Raw genomic sequence first — 21,698 nt, 5'->3', positions numbered from 1 at the left:
CATATGGAACAGATAGTGTTCGTTCATGATTTGTTTCGAGATTCTGCGGCTTAGTGTTTATGAGTGCCCGAACTCGTGAACTGCCCTCCGCCGCGCGCCTGCAAAAGGCGTCGGTCAAGAGGTCCCGAAACACACGCGGCGGCCGACACCGTCAACTGAGGATGGCTTCAGATGCTCACCCGCAAACAATACGAACTTCTGCGTTTCATCGACCAGCGCCTGAAGGAAGCCGGCGTACCGCCCTCCTTCGACGAGATGAAGGATGCACTCGACTTGCGCTCCAAGTCCGGCATTCATCGTCTGATCACGGCGCTTGAAGAGCGCGGTTTCATTCGCCGGCTGCCCAATCGCGCCCGTGCCATTGAAGTCATCAAGCTGCCCGAGCTCGGCGCCCCGGTCACCGGTGGCACCGGCCGCCGCGGCTTCACGCCCAGCGTCATCGAAGGCACGCTCGGCAAGGTGCGTCCGGCTGCCAGCATCGGCAGCAGCGACGATGATAACGGTCGCACCGTCGCCATCCCCGTGATGGGCCGGATCGCGGCAGGTACGCCGATCGAGGCGCTGCAGACCCGTAGCCACACCATCAGCATGCCCGCGGACATGCTCGGCTCCGGCGAACATTACGCGCTCGAAGTGCGCGGCGATTCCATGCAGGACGCCGGCATTCTCGACGGCGATACCGTGCTGATCCAGCGCAACGAAAGCGCCGACACCGGCGACATCGTGGTGGCCCTGATCGACGACGAGGAAGCCACGCTGAAGCGCTTCCGCCGCCGCGGTGCATCCATCGCGCTGGAGCCCGCCAACGACGCTTACGAAGTACGCATCCTGCCCCCCAACCGGGTGCGCATTCAGGGCAAGCTGATCGGCCTGTATCGCCGCTACTGAGATTTGCGCATCGGCGGACTACTGATCTTCGGGTTGAAGATCGGTTTCCGCCGGCGTCGCATCCACCGGCCGGTTTTGCGGCAGGCGACCGGTCTGTAGCGTGTCGGCCTGAGGCTCATCGGGAATGGCGCGCGACCACGGACGGTCCAGGCCAGGCGGTCGCACGGCATCGATCGCAAAGCCGTTCGCGGTTCGCTGCAGGCTCACCGCACCGTTTCGTTGCAGGCGATCCTGATCAATCACCAGCGCACGACAATCCTTTGGCGGTTGTCTCGTCGTGACGATCAGCACCGCCTTCTCGCAATCATCCGTGAACGCGTCAGGCTGTAAAGCCAGCGCCACCAGCGCGCCATCGGCAAGCGGCGTGATGCATCCGTCGCTGTCGCAGGACACGCTATGGCTGAGAGAGACATCGGTCGGCAGGCGTGCATCGGCATCGCCGGCAAGCCACTCCTTCACGAGAAACGTATCCTTGGCGCTGCGCATTACATGCAGGTGCCCGTCCCTGCCCCGTACCGCAACGCTGTGACCATCCCCCGAGATCAGCACATCCGGTTGTTTCACCAGGAGTGCCCAGACGATCGAGAGCGCGAGCACGCCAACGCCTGCAAGGCGCAAGGGTGTACGCAGCAGTCCGAGCACAATGATGCCGACACTGGCTGTGATCAGCGGTCCGGTACCGAAGGCCGGCATCCGGCCGATAGCGCCGGGCAAGGCTGCCACCCATTGGGTAACCACGATCATCCACTGGATGCCGACATCCATCAGCCGCCAGAACACGCCGTCAAAACCGAACGGCATCGCTACGAGACCGAGAATGCCCGCCGGCATGACAAGCGCCGAAACCACCGGCATCGCGAGGAGATTGGCAACGACGCCATAAGGCGTGACGCGATGGAAATGAAACGCGGCATAGGGCGTGGTGGCAAGGCCCGCGACCAGCGAGGCCAGCACGAGCATCGCAATCTCGCGTCCGCCCCACAGCGCCATGCGCGCAGTCGCGGAATGATCGGGCGAGGCAAACAGCGCGGGCATGCCGATCTGCACCAATGCAACGAGCCCCAGCGTCGCCGCGAATGACATTTGGAAACTCGGATGCACCAGCGCCTCCGGGGCCACGATCAGGACAACCATCGCCGCCACCGCCAGCGTGCGGAACGTCATCGCCCGGCGATCGACCATGACGGCAATCAGCACGACGGCCGTCATGAAAAAGGAACGCTGCGTGGCCACTTCCCCACCGGACAGCAGCAGATAGAACAGCGCTGCCAACAGTGCCGCCGCCGCCGCAACCTTCTTGATCGGGAATGTCACCGTCAGGACCGGGATCAGCGCCAGTAACGCGCGGATCGCGAAGAACACGACGCCGGCGACAACGGCCATGTGATAACCGGAGATCGACAGCACATGACCAAGGCCGGAGATGAACATCGCATCATTGACGTCAGCCGAAATCGCATCGCGGCGTCCGGTGAGCAGCGCCGTGGCAATGGCGCGGCTATCGCCAGACAGAACGGTGCGGATCCGCGCATCGATCGCGTCGCGCAGCCCCTGCATGGTCGCCGAGTAACGTAACGCCAGGCTTGGCTGTGTCGGTGGATCGACCGCCTTGATGCCACCCATCACGAAACCGGACGCGCCGATCCCCTGAAAATACAGATCGCGGCCAAAGTCGTAACTCCCCGGCCGGAGCGGCGACAGTGGCGGCTGCAGCCTTGCCTTCAATTCGACGAAGCTGCCGACGGCAGGCGCCGTGCCTTTCTTCACCGACAGCCGCACACGGGTGAGTTTCGGTGCGGCGCGCGGGCTGTCCATCGTAGCAATGCGCAGCACGAAGCGATCCGTGCGCTCCCGTTCCTCGTGAGTTTCGACGAAGCCCGTCAGCGCGACGGAATAGAGCGGCTTGGCCAGAACCTCATGAGCCACGCGCGCGGTTTTAATGGCAGCCATCGCAAAGCCGGCCGCGATGGCCGCAACGAGCAAGATCAAGGGAAACCATCGCTGCCGCCGCAGCAGAAACGCAGCCAGGCAAAGAAGTCCAGCCGTGGCGGCGGCAATCCAGGCCACCGGCTCATGCTCAGCAGCAAAATACAGCGCGATGCCGGTGCCGAAAGCGATCGGCACCCAAGGCAGCAAGCGACCGGGACCAGCTTCGGCCCGCGCCCAGGTCCAGGGCGTCTCGAAGCCCGACGTTGACGACGTCGCTGACGGGACAACGACGCCTGCCGTGGCCGGCGGCGGCCATGTGGTCGCCGTACCCGCCCGGCCCCGCCGCTGTTGCTGCTCCCCGCCCCGCGCCATCGAAAGCCCGCACGCCACACTTGCCCTTCCGAATGCTATCGGAAGGGCAAGCGGCGACTAGCGGAACGGATGCAGAATACGAAAACTAATCCCTGGGGTTGCTCAGGCGAGCTTGGCGTAGCTGTCGCGCAAACCGACGGTGCGGTTGAAGACGAGCTTGCCCGGTGCTGAATCCTTGTCGCGGCAGAAGTAGCCTTGGCGCTCGAACTGCACGACATCGCTTGTATTGTCGCTCGCCAGTGCCGGCTCCAGCATGGCGCCGGTTAGCGTCTCCAGCGAGTCCGGATTGAGCTGCGATGCGAACTCGGTCGCATTGGGCTGCGGATCGGCGAACAGCTGATTGTAGACGCGTACTTCCGCCTGCACGGCATCTGCAGCGCTTACCCAATGGATCGTCGCCTTGACCTTGCGGCCGTCCGGCGCATTGCCGCCCCGGGTTTCCGGATCATAGGTGCAGTGCAGTTCCACCACCTCGCCAGCGGCGTTCTTGATCACGTCCTTGCAGGTGATGAAATAGCCGTAGCGCAAACGGACCTCGCGGCCCGGCGCCATGCGGAAGAACTTCTTCGGCGGCTCTTCCATGAAGTCGTCATGCTCGATGTAGAGCTCACGGCCGAACGGGATCTGCCGCGTGCCGAGCGCCTCATCATCGGGATGGTTGACCGCTTCGAGCTGCTCAGTCTGGCCTTCAGGATAGTTCTCGATCACCACCTTCAGCGGTTTCAGCACCGCCATGCGGCGCTGTGCCGTGCGGTTCAGCGTCTCGCGTACGGCGAAGTCGAACATCGAGATATCGACGGTCGAGTTGGCCTTGGCGACGCCGATGCGTTTGATGAATTCGCGCAGCGCTTCAGCGGGAATGCCACGGCGCTGCAGACCCGCAAGCGTCGGCATGCGTGGATCGTCCCAGCCGGTGACATGGCCGCCGCGGACAAGTTCGGTCAGCACACGCTTCGAGAGCAGCGTATAGGTCATGTTGAGCCGCGCGAATTCATACTGATGCGGCCGCGATGGCACCGGCAGGTTTTCCAGACACCAGTCGTAGAGCGGCCGGTGATCTTCGAATTCCAGCGTGCAGATCGAATGCGTCACATGTTCGATGGCGTCGGACTGACCGTGGGCGAAGTCGTAGCTCGGATAGATCTTCCAGCTCTCGCCGGTGCGCGGATGATGCGCATGCAGGATGCGATAGATCACGGGATCGCGCAGGTTGATGTTGCCCGACGCCATATCGATCTTGGCGCGCAGCACGCGGGCGCCGTTCGGGAATTCGCCGGCGCGCATCCGGGCGAACAGATCGAGGTTCTCATCGACCGAACGGTCGCGGAACGGGCTGTTCTGGCCGGGCTCCGTCAGGGTGCCACGCTTGAAGCGGATTTCTTCCTGCGACTGGTCGTCGACATAGGCTTTGCCCGCGCGGATCAGATGTACCGCCCAGTCATAGAGCTGCTCGAAATAGTCCGAGGCGTAATGCAGGTTGCCGTCGCCCCAGTCGAAGCCGAGCCAGCGCACGTCGCGCTGAATGGCGTCGATATATTCCTGCTCTTCCTTGGTCGGATTGGTGTCGTCGAAACGCAGATTGCAGTGGCCGCCGAATTCCTCGACGACGCCGAAATTCAGGCAGATCGACTTGGCATGTCCAAGATGCAGGTAGCCGTTGGGCTCCGGCGGAAAGCGCGTCACCACGCTCTTGTGCTTGCCGGATTGCAGGTCCGCCGCAACGATGTCACGGATGAAGTCACGGCCTGCGTCGGATACCGATTCGTCTGTCATTTGCTGCCTTTCAAGCTGCGCCCTATGTGCCAAATCCAGAAGGCCCCGCCAAGGGCCGGATCAGGGGCTAGATCGGGCGAAAGGACCTTTTCCGATGCGGTTCCGCCCCGGAATCCGCATTTATTCGCCGTGAGACAGCGCCCTGTCGTTGTGATAAACGCCCGCCAACACTCACACCGAAATCGATCGAACCCGCTGATATGACCGCTCCCGTCGTTACCCGCTTCGCTCCCTCGCCGACCGGCTTCCTCCATATCGGAGGTGGACGCACCGCGCTGTTTAACTGGCTGTATGCCAGGAAGACCGGCGGCAAGATGCTGCTGCGGATCGAGGATACCGACCGCGAGCGCTCCACCGATGCGGCGATCGACGCCATTCTCGACGGGTTGAAGTGGCTGGGCATCGAGTGGGACGGCGACACCGTCTACCAGTTCGCCCGTGCCGGCCGGCACCGCGAAGTCGCCGAGCAGCTGCTCGCCGAGGGCAAGGCGTATTATTGCTATGCCAGCGCCGAGGAGCTGCAGCAGATGCGCGAGGCCGCCCGTGCCGAGGGCCGCTCCAAGCTCTACAATGGCCTTTGGCGCGACCGCGATCCGTCTACACCTAAGCCGGACATCAAGCCGACGATCCGTCTCAAGGCACCGCTCACCGGCGAGACCGTGATCGAGGATCAGGTGCAGGGCCGCGTGGTCTGGCAGAACGAAAATCTCGACGATCTCGTGCTTCTGCGCGGCGACGGCACGCCGACGTACATGCTGGCCGTGGTGGTCGACGACCATGACATGGGTGTGACCCATGTCATCCGCGGTGACGACCACCTGATCAACGCGGCGCGCCAGAAACAGATCTACGACGCGCTCGGCTGGACCGTCCCCAGCATGTCGCATATTCCGCTGATCCACGGCCCCGATGGTTCGAAACTGTCGAAGCGCCACGGTGCGCTCGGCGTCGAAGCCTATCGCGCGCTGGGCTATGTGCCGGCCGCTCTACGGAATTACCTGGTGCGGCTCGGCTGGAGCCACGGCGATCAGGAAATCTTCTCGACCCAGGAGATGATTGACGCCTTCGATCTCTCCGGGATCGGCCGCTCTGCCGCGCGCTTCGATTTCGCCAAGCTCGAAAATCTCAACGGTCACTACATCCGTCACACCGACGATCAATCCCTCGTGACCATGTTTGAGGACGTGCTGAATTACGTCCCCGGCGGCGCCGAGCTGAAGGCGAAGCTCAACGACACCACGCGCGCCCAGCTGTTGCGCGCCATGCCCGGCCTGAAGGAGCGTGCCAAGACGTTGATCGAGCTGATCGACGGCGCGTCCTTCATTTTCGCGGACCGTCCGCTTCCGATGGAGCCCAAGGCTGCAGCCGTACTGACGCCGGAAACCCGCGTGTTAATCGGCAAGCTGCGCACTGCGCTGGAAGCCGTTACCGACTGGACGGCGGCCAATGCCGAAGCCGCCACCCGCGCCTTTGCCGAGGAAGCTGGCATCAAGCTTGGCGGGGTCGCGCAACCGCTTCGCGTGGCGCTGACCGGCAAGACCACATCGCCCGGCATTTTCGATGTTCTGGCGGTATTGGGACGGCAGGAATGCCTGGATCGGCTCGCCGATCAGGCATCTATTTAGCATAGCTGTAGGCTGCTTTTGCCCGCCTTGCAGCGCACACAGCAATACGCTACGCATTCTGGCGAATGCTCTGGAATTCCCGGCTAGCCTCCCCATTTCCTCTGAAATGTCGGTGGTTTGCCGGCCCCTCAACGATCTCATCGGGGACCACGCGATGGACGCAAAAACCAATACCAAATCCGCAACGCTGACAGTCGACGGCAAGAGCTTCGAGCTGCCGATCCACAGCGGGACCGTCGGCCCTGATGTCATCGACATCGGCAAGCTCTACGCCCAGTCCGGGATGTTCACCTACGATCCCGGCTTCACGTCGACGGGCAGCTGCCAGTCCAAGATCACCTATATCGATGGCGATGCCGGTATTCTCGAATATCGCGGCTACCCCATCGAGCAGCTCGCCGAGAAGGGCGATTTCCTCGAGACCTGCTACCTGCTGCTGTACGGGGAACTCCCGACCAAGACGCAGAAGGCGGCCTTCGACGCATTGGTCACGAACCACACGATGGTTCATGACCAGATGAGCCGCTTCTTCCAGGGCTTCCGCCGCGACGCGCATCCGATGGCTGTGATGGTCGCATCCGTTGGCGCCCTCGCCGCCTTCTACCACGACTCAACCGATATCAACGATCCGAAGCAGCGCGAGATTGCGTCGATCCGCATGATCGCCAAGATCCCGACGCTCGCGGCGATGGCCTACAAGTACACGATCGGCCAGCCGTTCGTGTATCCGACCAACTCGCTCGATTTCGCGGCGAACTTCATGAAGATGTGCTTCGCCGTGCCGTGCGAGGAGTACAAGGTCAATCCCGTGCTGGCCAAGGCACTGGACAAGATCTTCACGCTGCACGCCGACCACGAGCAGAATGCCTCGACCTCGACAGTCCGCATCGCCGGCTCGTCGGGCGCCAATCCGTTCGCCTGTATCGCCGCCGGCATCGCCTGCCTGTGGGGACCGGCGCATGGCGGCGCCAACGAAGCTGCGCTGCAGATGCTCGCCGAGATCGGCACCGTCGACAAGATTCCGGAATTCATCGCCAAGGTGAAGGACAAGAATTCCAGCGTCCGCCTGATGGGCTTCGGTCACCGCGTCTACAAGAACTATGATCCGCGCGCCAAGCTGATGCAGCAGGCCTGCCACGAGGTTCTCAAGGAAACCGGTCACGGCGGCGACGAGATGCTCGCCGTTGCGATGGAGCTCGAGAAGATCGCGCTGTCGGACCAGTACTTCATCGACCGCAAGCTCTATCCGAATGTCGACTTCTATTCGGGCATCACGCTGAAGGCGATGGGCTTCCCGACCTCGATGTTCACCGTGCTGTTCGCGGTCGCCCGCACCGTTGGCTGGATCAGCCAGTGGAGCGAAATGATCGGCGATCCGCAGCAGAAGATCGGCCGTCCGCGCCAGCTCTACACGGGTGCTGCCCGCCGCGACTACGTGGACATCGCCAAGCGCGGCTAAGGCCTCGTTTCGCAGAGTGCGAAAATCAAAACGGCGGATCGCAAGATCCGCCGTTTTTTGTTTCGCTGCAATCTCTTGAATTAGGGCCTTCAAATCTTCCGCATCGTCGCGAGCACGACGTCTGCGGCAGCGTCACTCGGCGACATCCGTCCCACGCCCATGATTCCGTCCAGTCGCGCCAGAGCCTCGACCTGACGGCGCCGCATCGGCGTGTCTGCCAACACCTCCTGCAACGAAGCTGCAAGCTTCTCCGGCGTGCAGTCCTCCTGGATGAATTCCGGGATGACGTTTTCGCCGATCACGAGATTGGCGAGGATCACCGACGACGAGGTGATGCGCCTGCGGATGATCCAGGCCTCGACGCTTCCGGCCTTATAGGCGGTGACCATCGGTACGCCTGACAATGCAAGCTCCAGCGTCACTGTCCCCGACTTGGCAAAGGCCGCGTGCGCGATGCGGAACGCAGCGCGCTTCTCCGTTTCGCCCACAACGATCCGCGGCTGCACCGGCCAAGCCTTGAGCGCTTCGGTGATGACCTCGACGAGATGCGGCATGGTCGGCAGGATCAGTTCGAATTGCGCGCCCTGCTTTTGCAACAGATCCAGCGTCGCGCCAAAGGTCGCCATATGATGACGGATCTCGCTGCGACGGCTGCCCGGCAGCACCAGCAGCACTGGCGGCTTCGCTTCGCGGCGCGCCTGCTCTTCCGCATTGGGGCGCAGCGCGCCGATCTGCTCGATCAGGGGATGACCGACATAGGTGCATGGCGGTCCCCCGAGCCGCTGATGGGCCTCTGGCTCGAATGGTAGCAGCGCCAGCACATGGTCGACATAAGCGCGCATCGCCTTCGCGCGCCCCGGCCGCCACGCCCAAACCGTCGGCGACACATAGTTGACGACGGGAATGGAGGGATCGCGCTGGCGCACGCGCTTCGCGACGCGATGGGTGAAGTCCGGGCTATCGATGATTACCAGCACATCAGGCTTGGCCCGCAGGACGTCGTCGGTCGCGCGCTTGATGAGCTTCAGGATCGACGGCAACTTCCGCAGGACCGCGGCCAGGCCGATGATGGAAAGCTCCTCGATAGGAAACAGCGACTGCAGCCCTTCACGTGCCATCGACGAACCGCCGACGCCTTCGAAGCGCACGTCATCGCCAAGCCGCTGGCGCAGCACCTTCATCAGCGCGGAGCCGAGCCGGTCGCCGGATTCCTCGGTGGCGATGAGATAGATCGTCTTCGTCACGTCGGCAGTCCTGTCACGAAAAGACCTGCGGCATCAGCGGCGACGATCATCTGCTGCGGTTCGGCGACGATCGTATTGCCTGCGACGATGGCAATGCCGGCGAGCTTCGCGGCCGCAGCGCGCTCGATGGTCCGCGGCCCCAATGTCGGCAGATCGAAACGCAGGTCCTGACCGCTCTTCGGCGCCTTCACCAATACGCCGCGCCCTGCCTTGGCACGGATACGCCCTTGCTCGCGTAGAAGCGCCACGCGCGCCAGCAATCCATCGGTACCTTCGATATCCTCGATCCCCACCACATGGCCGTCGATCACCACGGTAGCCTGGCCGATATCGAACGGGCTCAAGGCGCGCAGGACTTCGCGCCCACGCGCGATATCGGATTCGGCGTCCTGATCCGGCACCGCACGTGTCACGCTGCCCGCCGGCATCAGCACATCTGGCGCGACATCCTTGATCCCCAGCAGACGAAAACCTTCATGCTCGAACAGGCGGCTGACACTCGTCAGCAAGTGATCGTCACCACCGCGAAACGCGCGAAACACTTTCGGCATCACGCGAAGCGTTGCCCAGTCCAACCTGATCTCGGAGATTGCCGGCCGCACCAGTGTGCCGATGAAAGTGAGATCCCGGCAGTTTTCGCTGCGCATCAGCTTCAGCAAACGGCCAAACTGTCCGATGGGAATCCAGTGGTGCTGAAATCGCGCCACCAGTGCCGGATCGCAGAACCCCTTCAGCGCGAACAATACCGGCTTGATGCCGCGGGCCTGCAACGAGTCGGCGACGGCGAAGGGCAGCGAGCCGCCGCCGGCGATAATCCCGAACGGCGAGCCTATCGGCGGATGTCGTTGCAGATCCTGCGCCTGAGCCTGGTCGGTCATGGTTCGCCCCGCGATACCCGAACTCAAGAGTTGTTCTTGTTATCCTCGGGCAAACACAGGGCGCGGTGCTTGGCGCCCGCGATGAATGTCAGGATTTCTGCAATCGCCGGGTCGTCATTTGCCAAAGGCTGCACGCGTTCAAGTCGCTCGGCGAAGACGCCCGCGCCATGGAAAAGCTTCTGATAGAACGAGCGCACGGCGGCGACACGCTCCTTGGTGAATTTGCGGCGCTTCATGCCGATGATGTTGAGGCCTTCCAGCGCCGCATATTGGCCATTCACGAGCCCGAACGGGATGATGTCGCCGCGCACGCCGCAGATGCCGCCGACCATGACCTGCGAGCCGATGCGGGTGAACTGGTGCACGGCCGACAGCCCGCCCATGAAAACGAAATCGCCGATCTCGCAATGGCCGCCAAGCGTCGCCGAGGTCGCGAAGATCACGTCATTGCCGACGTGGCAGTCATGGCCGACATGGGCGCAGTTCATGAAGTAGCCGCGATCGCCCACCGACGTGATGCCGCCGCCGGCGACAGTACCGGCATTCATGGTCACGGACTCACGGATGGTGCAGCCATTGCCGATGGTCAGTTTCGTCAGTTCGCCCTTGTAGCTGAGCGACTGCGGTGGCGTGCCTAATGAGGCGAACGGATAGATCGTGCAGTTCTCGCCGATGGTGGTCTGCGCCGTCACGTTGACATGCGACAGCAGTTTCGTGCCTGCACCGATCGTGACATGCGGCCCGATGATGCAGAAGGGTCCGATTTCGGCGCCCTCGCCAATGACAGCACCGTCGGCGACGCGGGCGGTTGGATCGATCTTGCTCATCGAGAAGTCCAGTTCCTGCAAATTTCTAGGATTTTCCGCTGCGTAACCCGCGTCACGTGGACTGTCCAGTACCGAGCGGACAAGCGCTACTGGAACCTTGCTGAACTCAGAATGTTCATGATATGTTCTGCATGCGAGTGCGGAATGACCTTTCATGGCGCGTCTGACCAATCGGGAGGAGGAAGTATTATCGTTGGTTGGCCAGTCGATGAGCTGCAAGCAGATCGCCCGCGCCCTTGCCATTTCCGAGTTCACCGTCCGCAAACATCGCGCGAGCATCCTGCACAAGATGCGGCTGGGAACCACGGCGCAACTCACCGCCTTCGCCAAGACATCTGTCACCAACACGCCGCAAGTTGGCAAGATATCGCAACACGCCGATCAGCGGGAAAGACACGACCGGTCTTTTTGATCGGCAGCCGACCCATCCTTCGACCGCGCGAAATCGACGTCGCGCGGCTCATTGCTGTTGGCCTCACCAGCAAGCAGATCGCCCGCAAACTCGGGATCAGCCCCCTCACCGTCCGCAAGCATCGCGAGAACGCGATGCGCAGCCTGAACATCCACAGCCTTGCCGAGCTGATCGACGCGATGAGGCACCTCGGTTTCGTCAATACGCCATCGGAGCCATACCACACAACCAATGGTTGATGCACGCTATGGTTGTTATCCGCGACACCGTCACGACATCACGCAAGCCGTAATGCTTCCTCGCTTCGCAAGGCCGCTTGTTGTCGCCGACCAGTCACCATTCAGCCAGGAGCAGCAACATGGCCAAATACTCGATCAAGGTTTTGAACAACTCTGGGTTCGCCAAGAATTATGTTCTCTTCATGCAACCACCCGCCGTGACATCGACCGGCGGACAGCCCGTCGTTTACAGCAACGCGTGGGTGACATTCAGCGGCATCCTGCCGGGTGGAACGGATACGGTTGAGTACACCGACGAGACTTTCGCCTATTGGGCAACTGCAACCATGCCCATCGCTCCAGGCACGACCATGGGCCAGAGCGGCGCCGCTGCGGTCGATGTCAGCCTGCAGGACAGCGTCACCTTCGCAGGAACAAGCCCCATCGGTTTCGGCACCGTGACACCGGGCGGCGCAATGAGCGGCTCTTACAGGATTATCGCCAATAACGATTTCACGGCATCGAACGGATACTTGTTCGGTCTGGCGCGCCCCGGCAACGTTCCGAGCATCCCGTCACCGGTCGCGACCTTCATCGCGGAGCCGAACGACACGTTCAACGTGACACCTGTGATCAACTTCTATGTCGCCGATGGCGCATACACGCCCGGTCAGATCATCGACTACACCGCAGCCTCGACCAAGGCCGGCAACGTCAACTTCACGGGTCGCGCGCAAACCAGCGCTGTGGTCACGCAGAACCCCGACGGCTCGTTCTCGCCTCAGTACTACTGATCGATCGGCATCAGTGAAAACAGGCGTGCTAGCGCCCACCAAATCCTGATCCGGACTGCACCATGTGCGTCACGATCGGTGTCGCCGCAGCGGGCGGCGGCACCGCACAACCATCCCCTCCATCACATGCTGACATCACAAGAGGTCCACATGGCTGTAGCCTATTCATCCTTTGTCACGCCGGCAGGGAATCTCGCACCGGCGATTCACGGCGCAAATTTCGACGCCCCGTTCAACTGCTCCGCCACATTCACCGGCACCTGCTCGGCCGGTGAATATCGCCAGTATGTGATGGGGCAGAACACGGCCAACGGCAGCATCGTCAGCCTCGTGTTGTGCGGAGCAGTGGTGCTGCTACCAGGGGCATATCAGGAAGATGGCTGCCCCTCGGGCAGCTGCACCGCGTACGGACATCGAACCTGTCCACAACACCCGTATGATCGCTATGACCCTGCACGTGCGGACGGGTGCCAGTTCTCGATGTATGATGCACCCGGCTTCAAGAACGTGGTGCGAGGCACCACATACGTCGTCTACTTTTCATTCCAGGGAAAACTGATCGACACGTCAGCCGGCGGCGCCGTCCTTGCAACCAAAGGATGGACGGTAGAAGGAACTACGACCGTGGCAGAGACTCCTCCAACACCAGCCCTGGTTGGCTTGGCGGCGACCGAGAAACTCATTGGCGCGCATACCGCGCTCAATCTCGAAACTAACGCTCTTGAATTGCACATCGTGATCACCCGCCCCGCCGGCTTACCGGGCCTCGATGGCTCGTCGATCAGCCTGACTCTCATCGACCCGACAGGCAAAAGATCGCCTCCGTCTGACGCACCAGCCGTGCACGAGATCGGAACTCAGAGCCAATCAACCGTGAGTATCGTCTATACGCTCCGCCAGGGCACCACCCCGCCGAGCTCGATAGAGCTGGCGATACATGGCGGCGTCGTCACGATGCGCGTCCGGCCGCGCTAGACGAGTAACGTGGATTGAGCAGTGTAGCCTCAGTCCGTCAGCATCGCGCCGACATCGGCCTCGGCAACGGTGACGCCATTCACTTTGGCGTCGCCGTGAAACCACCACATGGCTTTCTTCTTGCCGATCAGATGCAGGTGATACTCGATGGTATCGCCTGGCATCACCGGCTTGCGGAACTTGCATTTGTCGATGGTGAGGAAATACACGGCGCGCGGCTTTTCCGTGCCTTCGACCGACGCAATGCCGATCACGCCGGCGGTCTGCGCCATGCCTTCGATCATCAGCACGCCAGGATAGACCGGGCGATCGGGGAAATGTCCCAGGAAAGCCGGCTCGTTGATAGTAACGTTCTTGATGCCGATGCCGCTGAAATCCTTGCGGATGTTCACGACGCGATCGATCAGCAGGAATGGGTAGCGATGCGGCAGGGTCTTGAGGATGGTGTTGATATCGACTGTCTCAATGACAATCGGTGACTCGGCACCGCTTACTGTATCCTGGGTCATTCCCGCCCCTCGTCTTTCGTATCCTGCGTCGTCGCATCCGTTCCCGGCATGCTCTCGCGGGCGAGTTTCTCCACCGCGAGGATCTCGCGGAACCATTGCTTGGTCGGCCGGGCAAAGATGCCGCCCCACCGCGCGCGCGGCGGAATGCTGTCTTTCACTCCGGCCATTGCCGCGACCTGCGCGCCATCGCCAATCGTAATGTGATTGTTGAGGCCCACCATGGCACCCAGCGCGACGTTGTCGCCGATGGTCAGGCTGCCTGCAAGGCCACATTTCGCAGCGATCACACAGTGCCGTCCAATTGTCACATTGTGGCCGATCTGGACCTGATTGTCGATTTTGGTCCCCTCGCCAATCACGGTATCGCGCAGGCTGCCGCGGTCGATGGTGGTGCCGGCGCCGATCTCGACGTCGTTCTGGATCAGGACACGGCCGGTCTGCGGGACCTTGATGTGCTTGTCCCGGCCGAACACGAAGCCGAAGCCGTCCTGGCCGAACTTGCAGCCGGGATGAACGAGCACATTGTTGCCGATCAGCGTGAACTGCAGCGTGCTGCCGGCGCCAATATTACAGTCGCGGCCGATCTTGACCCCGGCCGCGATCACCGCGCCGGAGCCGATGATGGTGCCGGAACCGATCTCGACATCCGGGCCGATCACGGCCAGCGGATCCACCGTAACATCGTCCTCGAGATGAGCCGAGGGATGGATGATGGCGGATGCGGCGATGCCGGTAATGTCAAAGCCGGAGGTCGGACGCAACGTATCCGCCTGCAGCTCGCGCGCCAATTCCACGAAAGCCGCGAACGGCCGTTTGGCCCGCAGCACCGTCACATGAGCCGGAATATCGCCCTTGAAGCTCTCGCTCACCAGGCAGGCACCGGCCTTGGTGTGGGTCAGCTGGTCGATGTAGCGAAGATTTTCGAAGAAGGTCAGATGATGTGGGCCGGCCTCGTCCAGCGAGGCTACGCCAGTCACGATCTGGTCGGCCCTCGTCGGGTCGACCAGTCGCGCCTTCGTTGACGCGGCTATTTCAGCCAGCGTCAACGACGGCGATTGCTTGAAGAACGTCGGCAGAGCCATTCCACCCGTCGCGGTCCGGCCGGAGATCAAACTCAGAACGAAGTTCCGCCGCCGAACTTGAACTGCTGCACGCGATCATAGGCGCCCTTGGTGATCGGCACTGCGTAGTCGAAGCGCAGCGGACCAAACGGCGACTGCCAGATCAGGCCCACACCGACCGACGACCGGACGACATTGCCATCGTCAAAGGTCATACCGGCGCAGTTACCGACCGAAGTCCGGCTCGCAGGCACACAGCCGGCGGCATTGACTTCACCAGTCTGAGCCCAGCTGGTCGGTCCCTGATAATCCCAGAGACCGCCGGCATCGGCATAGACAGCGCCCTTGATACCAACTTCCTTAGGCAGGAACCAGAACGGCATCTGCAATTCGGCCGAAGCGCCCCAATACTTGGTGCCGCCGAGTGCGTCACCATAGGATCCCAGCGCAACGTAGCTGATGTCACGCGGCCCGATGCCGTTCTGCGCGAAACCACGGACCAGGTTCGGACCCATCTGGAAGTGATCCAGCATGCGGATGTCTTCGCCGACCTTGTTCAGCATACCACCCTGAACACGCAGCAAACCAACGATGTCGGCCACCAGCGGGGTGTAGTACTTCGCATCGATCGTGGTCTTCAGGTAGGTCACGTCGCCACCGACGCCAGCGTAGTCCTGCTTGAACTCCAGGAACAGACCGTCGGTCGGGTTCTTGTTGTTGTCGAGCGTGTTGTAGTTCAGCGTGTAGCCGAGCGCCGAGGTCAGCGTCTTTCCGCTGGCCAGTTCGCGGCGAACCGGAAGCGACGACTCGCCATCTGCGTAACAGCCCCACGTGTTGGCATTGTTCGGATCCACAGCGGTCAGCGTACCGGCCTGCGCATTGATGAATCCCGGGGTATTAAAGCCACTGCCGGGCGTCAGGTTGTTACAGTTGCTCAGCGTGCTCGGCAGCGAGATCTGCTGCTGGTAGATCGAGTAGCGCAGCTGCAGCGCGAGATCTTCACGCAGCTGGAAACCGAGGCGTGGGCTGAAGCCGAGCGTCTTGGTGTTGTACGAGATGTAGCTGTTGGACAGCTGCTCGCGCTGATAGAAATCGAGGCCGAGGGCAACGCGGTAGTCAAGCAGGTAAGGCTCGACGAAGGACAGCGAGTAGCCACGGGCATACTGGCCATACTGGACCGATGCCTTCGCAAACAAACCGCGACCAAGGAAGTTACGTTCCGAGACGCTGACTTCACCGAGTGCACCGTCGGTGGTCGAGTAGCCGCCCGAGACCGAGAAGTCGCCGGTGGATTTTTCTTCCAGATCGACCACCAGGATCACGCGATCGCTGGACGAGCCGGGCTCGGTGGTTACCTTCACGCTCTTGAAGAAGTCGAGGTTCTTCAGGCGGCGTTCGGCACGATCAACCAGCGCACGATTATAGGCGTCGCCTTCAGCGAGATCGAATTCGCGTCGGATGACATAGTCACGGGTACGCGTGTTGCCGCGCACATTGATGCGCTCGATGTAGACGCGCGGGCCCTCTTCCACCGAGAAGCCGATGGTGACGGTGTGAGATTCGAAGTTGCGATCGCCACGCGGACGCACAACGGCAAAGGCGTAGCCGCGGCGGGACATTTCAATCTGCATTTCCTCGACCGACTTCTCCAGCGCTTCCGCGTTGTAAAGCGAGCCGACGCCAACGCGCGAGAAGCTGCGCAGCGAGTTCGGATCGAACTGCGGAATGGTGGACGAGAAGTCGACCGACGACACGCGGTACTGCTGGCCTTCTTCGATCTTGAAGGTGACCAGGAAGCCCTTCTGCTGCGGATCGTATTCGGTGAGCGCGGCGACGACCTGAACGTCAGCGAAGCCGTTCTTCAGGTAGTAGCGACGGATCAGGTCGCGATCGGCTTCGATGCGGTCCGGATCATAGATATCGCCCGAAGCCAGGAAGCTCAGGAGGTTCGATTCACGGGTCTTGATGACGTCCTTGAGGCGGTAGGACGAGTAATAGTTGTTGCCGATGAACTGGATCGACTTCACGCCGGTCTTCGCGCCTTCGTTGATCGTAAAGATCAGGTCGACGCGGTTGTTCGGCTGCTCGATGAATTCCGGAACGACGCTGACATCGTAACGGCCAGAGCGGCGATAGATTTCGGAAATGCGCTGGGCGTCGGCCTGCACCATCGGACGCGACAGCGTCCCGCGCGGCTTCGACTGCACTTCGGCATTCAACTGGTCGTCCTTGACCTTCTTGTTACCTTCGAAGGCAACACGGCCGATGACCGGGTTTTCGACGACGCTGACGACCAGACGGCCACCGGCCTGATTGATCTTCACATCCTGGAACAGGCCGGTCTCGATGAGCGACTTGAGGCCGTCATCAATGGTGCCCTGATCCAGCCGACCGCTCGGGCCGGGCCGGAAATAGGAGCGGATGGTCTCCACGTCCACGCGGCGATTGCCCTCAACAACAATCGAAGCGGCGGTCTGAGCCACGGCAGTCGAAGAAACGAGCGTAGCGGTCGCTGTAACGGCGACCGGCATGGCGACCAAGATCGAAGCAGCAAGAAGACCGCCCCGGAAACCCCGCAAACCAAAAATCATGCGCAAAGCGCCCTTATCATTCCATCGCCAGCCCGCACCCCTACGGTCTGACAGAATCCCTTTAGTTGCCCAGCTTGTAGCCAATTTTACCTGACTGGCAAACGACCTTTCGCGCTGCAATTCTAATTTCATTCCAAGACGTTGCCCATCGGCCACGTTACCCCCAGCCAAGATCATGACGAAGCCAGGTGAAGAATGTCGTTATAGGTCGCAAACACCATCAACATCAGCACTAAACCGAGGCCGATGCGGAACCCCATCTCCTGCGCGCGCTCCGACAGCGGACGCCCGCGAACGGCCTCGACGGCATAGAACAAAAGATGACCACCATCGAGAAGCGGTACCGGAAACAGGTTAAGAAGGCCGATCGAGATGGACAGAACCGCCGCCAGGTGAATCAGGGCGGTCAGGCCGATTGTCGCCACCTGCCCGGAGATCTGGGCGATTCGCATCGGGCCACCGATCTGGTCGGCCGCCTCGCGTCCGGTGAACACGCCGCCGATATAGGCGATGGTACGGTCCACGACGAACCAGGTTTCCTTGACGCCCAGTACGAAAGCGGTCGCCGGATTGACCCGCTCGGTGGTGACCTCACCGGCCGCTGTCGCGCGCGTGATGCCGAGCACGCCCAGTCGGTGGACATTGCCGAAGCTGTCTTTGACTTCGCGAAGTTCCGGCGTGCCCTTCAGCTCGACCGTGGCGTCGCCGCGCTTGACGCTGAAGGCCAGCTGCTCGCCGGCCTTGGTGCCGACGATGCGCTGCATGTCGGAGAAGCTGCCAATGACCTTGCCGTCGATGGCCTTGATGATGTCGCCCGACTGGAACCCAGCCTTCTCGGCCGCACTGCCAGCCTGAATGCTGTCGACCTTCGCGGTCGTGCTCGGCTTGCCGAAGAACGTGAACAGACAGGTGAAAATGACGATCGCGAGGATGAAATTGGCGATCGGACCAGCAGCCACGATGGCCGCACGCTGGCCAACCCGCTTGTGGTGGAAGCTGCCCTTGCGCTCGTCCGCCGTCATGCCTTCCAGCGCGGCACTCGAGGGGGTCGAGGCTTCGCTCTCGTCACCGAAGAACTTCACATAGCCGCCGAGCGGGATCGCGGAAATCTTCCAGCGCGTGCCGTGGCGATCGTTGAAGCCGGCCAATTCGGGACCGAAGCCGAGCGAGAACGTCAGGACCTTAACGCCGTTCCAGCGGGCGACCAGGAAGTGGCCGAGTTCGTGGAAGAACACCACGATCGTCAGGACAAACAGAAAGGGGATGATATAGCCGATAAAGCCGTGGCTTAACGTATTGAAACTATGTTGGAAAAACTCAAGCATCCCGATCCCCTAACGCGAGGCCAGAGGCCCCGTCCCCAAAGCTCTAGGATGCCTTTGCGGCAATTTGAGGCAAGAGGGTGGCGGCCATTTTTCTCGCTTTATGGTCAACAGCAATGGCGTCATCCGCCGATGACAACGGCGCCAAGTTCCCTGCCCGCACCCACTCATTCATGGTGGCTTCGACTAGCCGCGCGATGGCGCCAAAGCGGATCTTCTGGGCGATGAAGGCAGCCACGGCGATCTCATTGGCCGCGTTGTAGACGGTGGTCGCGCCACTGCCGGTGCGCAGCGCGTCATAGGCCAGTTTCAGACCAGGGAACCGCGCGTAATCCGGTGCCTCGAAGGTCAGCGAGCCAATCTTGGCGAGATCCAGCGGCGCGGCCCGGCCCAAGATGCGGTCCGGCCAACCCAGGCAATGCGCGATCGGCGTACGCATGTCGGGCGAGCCGAGCTGCGCCATCACCGAATAGTCCCGGAATTCCACCATACCGTGAATGATCGACTGCGGATGCACCAGCACGTCGATCTCGTCCGGCGCCAGCGCGAACAAGTAGGACGCCTCGATCACTTCGAGACCCTTGTTCATCATGGATGCGGAATCGATGGTAATCTTCTGACCCATCGACCAGTTCGGATGTTTCAGCGCCTGCGCCAGCGTCGCCTGCTCGATATCGGCGGCCGCCCAGGTGCGGAATGGTCCGCCCGAGGCCGTGATGATCACGCGGGTCAGTTCCTCGCGGCTCCCGGAGGCCAGCGCCTGAAACAGCGCATTGTGCTCGCTGTCGGCCGGCAGGATGCAGGCGCCGGCCTTGGCGGCGCGATCCATGAAGAAATCGCCGGCACAAACGAGGCATTCCTTGTTGGCCAGCGCAACGGTTGCACCGCGGTCAACGGCGGCAAGAGCAGGCTTCAAGCCGGCAGCGCCCGACACGGCGGCCATCAACCAGTCGGCCGGACGCTCCGCAGCCTCGACGATGGCGCTATCCCCTGCCCCGCTCGCGATACCGGTGCCGGCCAGTGCCGAACGGAGTTCGCCGAGCTTGGACTCGTCGGCGACGGCAACGAAGCGCGCGTTGAATTCCTTGGCGAGTTTCACCACGCCCTCAACGTTCCCGTTGGCCGTGAGGGCCTCCACCTGGTACCGCTCGGGCGACGCGCGCAGCAGATCCATGGTGCTGTCGCCGATCGAACCGGTCGCACCGAGAACGGTAATGCTGCGCAGACTGGACGCGGCGGGCTTGTTATTTCGCAGGGGAACAGCGCTCATCAAATCACCAAACCATAAGACCGCGGCCGACGCCATCTGCGCCGCCGCGTGAAAGACCGATCACCGCGGCAGCAACCACCGCGAATACATAACCGTCGAGGCGATCCAGCAGACCGCCATGGCCAGGAATGATCTGGCCGGAATCCTTGACGCCGAATTTGCGCTTCACGGCAGACTCGAAGAGATCGCCGAGTTGCGACAGCACCGTCAGAACGGCAGCAATCAGCAATAGTGGCATCAATTTGCCGAGACCATTCGCGGCAAAACCGGCAGCCACAGCCAGGCTGAGAACAAAGCCGCCGATCGCGCCAGCCCATGTCTTCTTCGGACTGACGCGCGGCCACAGTTTCGGCCCGCCGATGCCGCGCCCAGCGAAATAGCCGCCGATGTCGGTCATCCAGACCACCAACAGAACGAACATCAGGGCCGGGAAGCCCCAGACAGGATCGAGGCGCACGACAATGGAGGCCGCAAACGCAGCTAACGCGTAGACGAAGCCGAGCCCGATCCAACCGACACGATTGCCGACAATGGCCCGCCATTCCAGAAAGAGACCAACCGACACCAGCGTCACGAGGCCGAACCACAGCCAGCCACCGGCATAGGCGGCGAAAATCGCGACGGGGATCAGCACCAGCGCGGCCAGGACGCGCATCAGCAGATTGCGCAGCCCCCGGTCATCCGCCTGCTTCGGCGCGCTGTCGTTCTGGGTCACGCCGGTCACGAACCGGTTTTCGCGGCGAGACCGCCGAAGCGCCGCTCGCGGCGGGCATATTCGGCAATGGCGCTTTCCAGCGCGGCCTTGTCGAAATCCGGCCAGTGGATCGGCACGAATACGAACTCGCTATAGGCGGCCTGCCACATCAGGAAGTTCGACAGCCGCTGTTCGCCCGATGTGCGGATGATCAGGTCCGGGTCCGGAATATCAGGCGCGTCGAGATACTGGCCGAGCGTATCGACATTGATGCTTTCGGCCGTCCGCTTGCCCTCGGCAACCTCGCGCGCAAGGCGCTGCGCTGCCGTGGCGATCTCGTGCCGCGAACCGTAGTTGAAGGCGACCACAAGATTGAGCTGGGTGTTGCCCCGCGTCAGATCCTCGGCCTCTTTCAGCAACGACGCGATGTCGGAATCGAGACCCTGGCGCTCTCCGATGACGCGGACGCGCACGCCATCGCGATGCAGCGTGGCAAGGTCGTTACGAATGAAGCGACGCAGCAAGCCGAACAGATCACTGATCTCGGACGCGGGCCGCGACCAGTTTTCCGAGCTGAACGAGAAGATCGTCAGATACTGGATGCCGAGCTCGTTGGACGCCCGCACCACGCGGCGCAGTGCCTCGACGCCGCGGCGATGGCCCTCGGCGCGCGGAAGCCCCCGCGCTGCAGCCCAGCGTCCATTGCCGTCCATGATGATCGCGACATGCAAAGGCGTGGATCGATCTGATCCATCATTTGCGGGCGCGGCGGCATTCGACATCGATTAAAATCCCCAGCGTATGGTCCGGCACATATGTGACCAATTTGCGGACCATACGCTTTTCAACAGCTTAAA

The 21,698-nt window shown here is 62.0% G+C and carries 19 protein-coding genes; 7 read left to right on the top strand and 12 right to left on the bottom strand.

Annotated features, from left to right (window positions below; all coding sequences use genetic code 11):
* Positions 1-171: 171 nt before the first annotated feature.
* Entirely contained in the window at positions 172-888 is a 717-nt protein-coding gene (gene lexA, locus AB8A27_RS09135) for a transcriptional repressor LexA (RefSeq protein ID WP_441241628.1), read from the top strand.
* A gap of 18 nt (positions 889-906) precedes the next feature.
* Here lexA and AB8A27_RS09130 read toward each other — a convergent pair whose 3' ends face one another.
* Both AB8A27_RS09130 and AB8A27_RS09125 read right to left on the bottom strand, forming a co-directional pair.
* The gene (locus AB8A27_RS09130; protein WP_441241627.1) at positions 907-3,189 is read right to left on the bottom strand and encodes a ComEC/Rec2 family competence protein; all 2,283 of its coding nucleotides are present in this window, start codon (positions 3,187-3,189) and stop codon (positions 907-909) included.
* Positions 3,190-3,291: 102 nt separating this feature from the next.
* On the bottom strand, positions 3,292-4,962 hold the full coding sequence (locus AB8A27_RS09125; RefSeq protein WP_441241626.1) for a glutamine--tRNA ligase/YqeY domain fusion protein: 1,671 nt from the start codon (positions 4,960-4,962) through the stop codon (positions 3,292-3,294).
* Positions 4,963-5,162: 200 nt separating this feature from the next.
* Between AB8A27_RS09125 and gltX the strand changes: the two genes are divergently transcribed.
* Positions 5,163-6,587, top strand: coding sequence for a glutamate--tRNA ligase (gene gltX, locus AB8A27_RS09120; RefSeq protein WP_441241625.1), 1,425 nt, complete (start codon positions 5,163-5,165; stop codon positions 6,585-6,587).
* A 154-nt stretch (positions 6,588-6,741) separates the two neighbouring features.
* Positions 6,742-8,046, top strand: a complete 1,305-nt coding sequence (gene gltA / locus AB8A27_RS09115; protein WP_441241624.1) for a citrate synthase — start codon at positions 6,742-6,744, stop codon at positions 8,044-8,046.
* 89 nt (positions 8,047-8,135) lie between these two features.
* Here gltA and lpxB read toward each other — a convergent pair whose 3' ends face one another.
* The 3 genes from lpxB to lpxA are packed head-to-tail and all read right to left on the bottom strand — an operon-like array spanning position 8,136 to position 10,995.
* Complete coding sequence (gene lpxB, locus AB8A27_RS09110; protein WP_441241623.1) at positions 8,136-9,290, bottom strand: lipid-A-disaccharide synthase; 1,155 nt, start codon at positions 9,288-9,290, stop codon at positions 8,136-8,138.
* Positions 9,287-10,168 (bottom strand): LpxI family protein, encoded by an 882-nt coding sequence (locus tag AB8A27_RS09105; protein WP_441241622.1) that lies wholly within the window; start codon positions 10,166-10,168, stop codon positions 9,287-9,289. Before AB8A27_RS09105 ends, lpxB begins: the two co-directional genes overlap by 4 nt.
* A gap of 23 nt (positions 10,169-10,191) precedes the next feature.
* Positions 10,192-10,995 (bottom strand): acyl-ACP--UDP-N-acetylglucosamine O-acyltransferase, encoded by an 804-nt coding sequence (lpxA, locus tag AB8A27_RS09100; RefSeq protein ID WP_441241621.1) that lies wholly within the window; start codon positions 10,993-10,995, stop codon positions 10,192-10,194.
* A 154-nt stretch (positions 10,996-11,149) separates the two neighbouring features.
* On the opposite strand from lpxA, the gene AB8A27_RS09095 reads away from it, so the two are divergent.
* The 4 genes from AB8A27_RS09095 to AB8A27_RS09080 all read left to right on the top strand — a co-directional run bounded on the left by AB8A27_RS09095 (position 11,150) and on the right by AB8A27_RS09080 (position 13,394).
* The gene (locus tag AB8A27_RS09095) at positions 11,150-11,407 is read left to right on the top strand and encodes a response regulator transcription factor (protein ID WP_441241620.1); all 258 of its coding nucleotides are present in this window, start codon (positions 11,150-11,152) and stop codon (positions 11,405-11,407) included.
* Positions 11,404-11,646: a response regulator transcription factor gene (locus AB8A27_RS09090; RefSeq protein ID WP_441241619.1), complete on the top strand. Its 243-nt coding sequence runs from the start codon at positions 11,404-11,406 to the stop codon at positions 11,644-11,646. The genes AB8A27_RS09095 and AB8A27_RS09090 overlap by 4 nt, the downstream gene beginning before the upstream one ends.
* Before the next feature lie 119 nt (positions 11,647-11,765).
* Positions 11,766-12,419 (top strand): hypothetical protein, encoded by a 654-nt coding sequence (locus AB8A27_RS09085; protein ID WP_441241618.1) that lies wholly within the window; start codon positions 11,766-11,768, stop codon positions 12,417-12,419.
* 150 nt (positions 12,420-12,569) lie between these two features.
* Entirely contained in the window at positions 12,570-13,394 is an 825-nt protein-coding gene (locus tag AB8A27_RS09080) for a hypothetical protein (RefSeq protein ID WP_441241617.1), read from the top strand.
* 29 nt (positions 13,395-13,423) lie between these two features.
* On the opposite strand, the gene fabZ is transcribed toward AB8A27_RS09080, so the two are convergent.
* The 7 genes from fabZ to AB8A27_RS09045 all read right to left on the bottom strand — a co-directional run bounded on the left by fabZ (position 13,424) and on the right by AB8A27_RS09045 (position 21,623).
* Positions 13,424-13,903 (bottom strand): 3-hydroxyacyl-ACP dehydratase FabZ, encoded by a 480-nt coding sequence (gene fabZ / locus AB8A27_RS09075; protein WP_441241616.1) that lies wholly within the window; start codon positions 13,901-13,903, stop codon positions 13,424-13,426.
* The gene (gene lpxD / locus AB8A27_RS09070) at positions 13,900-14,985 is read right to left on the bottom strand and encodes a UDP-3-O-(3-hydroxymyristoyl)glucosamine N-acyltransferase (protein ID WP_092142329.1); all 1,086 of its coding nucleotides are present in this window, start codon (positions 14,983-14,985) and stop codon (positions 13,900-13,902) included. The genes fabZ and lpxD overlap by 4 nt, the downstream gene beginning before the upstream one ends.
* Positions 14,986-15,017: 32 nt before the next feature.
* Positions 15,018-17,555: an outer membrane protein assembly factor BamA gene (gene bamA, locus AB8A27_RS09065; protein WP_092142325.1), complete on the bottom strand. Its 2,538-nt coding sequence runs from the start codon at positions 17,553-17,555 to the stop codon at positions 15,018-15,020.
* A 173-nt stretch (positions 17,556-17,728) separates the two neighbouring features.
* On the bottom strand, positions 17,729-18,880 hold the full coding sequence (gene rseP, locus AB8A27_RS09060) for an RIP metalloprotease RseP (protein ID WP_441241615.1): 1,152 nt from the start codon (positions 18,878-18,880) through the stop codon (positions 17,729-17,731).
* Between the two features lie 43 nt (positions 18,881-18,923).
* Entirely contained in the window at positions 18,924-20,147 is a 1,224-nt protein-coding gene (dxr, locus tag AB8A27_RS09055; protein WP_441241614.1) for a 1-deoxy-D-xylulose-5-phosphate reductoisomerase, read from the bottom strand.
* Positions 20,148-20,151: 4 nt separating this feature from the next.
* A complete protein-coding gene (locus tag AB8A27_RS09050) occupies positions 20,152-20,862 on the bottom strand; it encodes a phosphatidate cytidylyltransferase (RefSeq protein ID WP_199488688.1) in 711 nt (236 codons plus the stop codon).
* 5 nt (positions 20,863-20,867) lie between these two features.
* Entirely contained in the window at positions 20,868-21,623 is a 756-nt protein-coding gene (locus AB8A27_RS09045) for an isoprenyl transferase (protein WP_092142316.1), read from the bottom strand.
* Positions 21,624-21,698 lie beyond the last annotated feature (75 nt).

This window comes from Tardiphaga sp. 768_D3_N2_1 (genome assembly GCF_052076105.1).
GTDB lineage: Bacteria > Pseudomonadota > Alphaproteobacteria > Rhizobiales > Xanthobacteraceae > Tardiphaga.
This window is presented reverse-complemented; position numbering and strand designations above follow the sequence as displayed.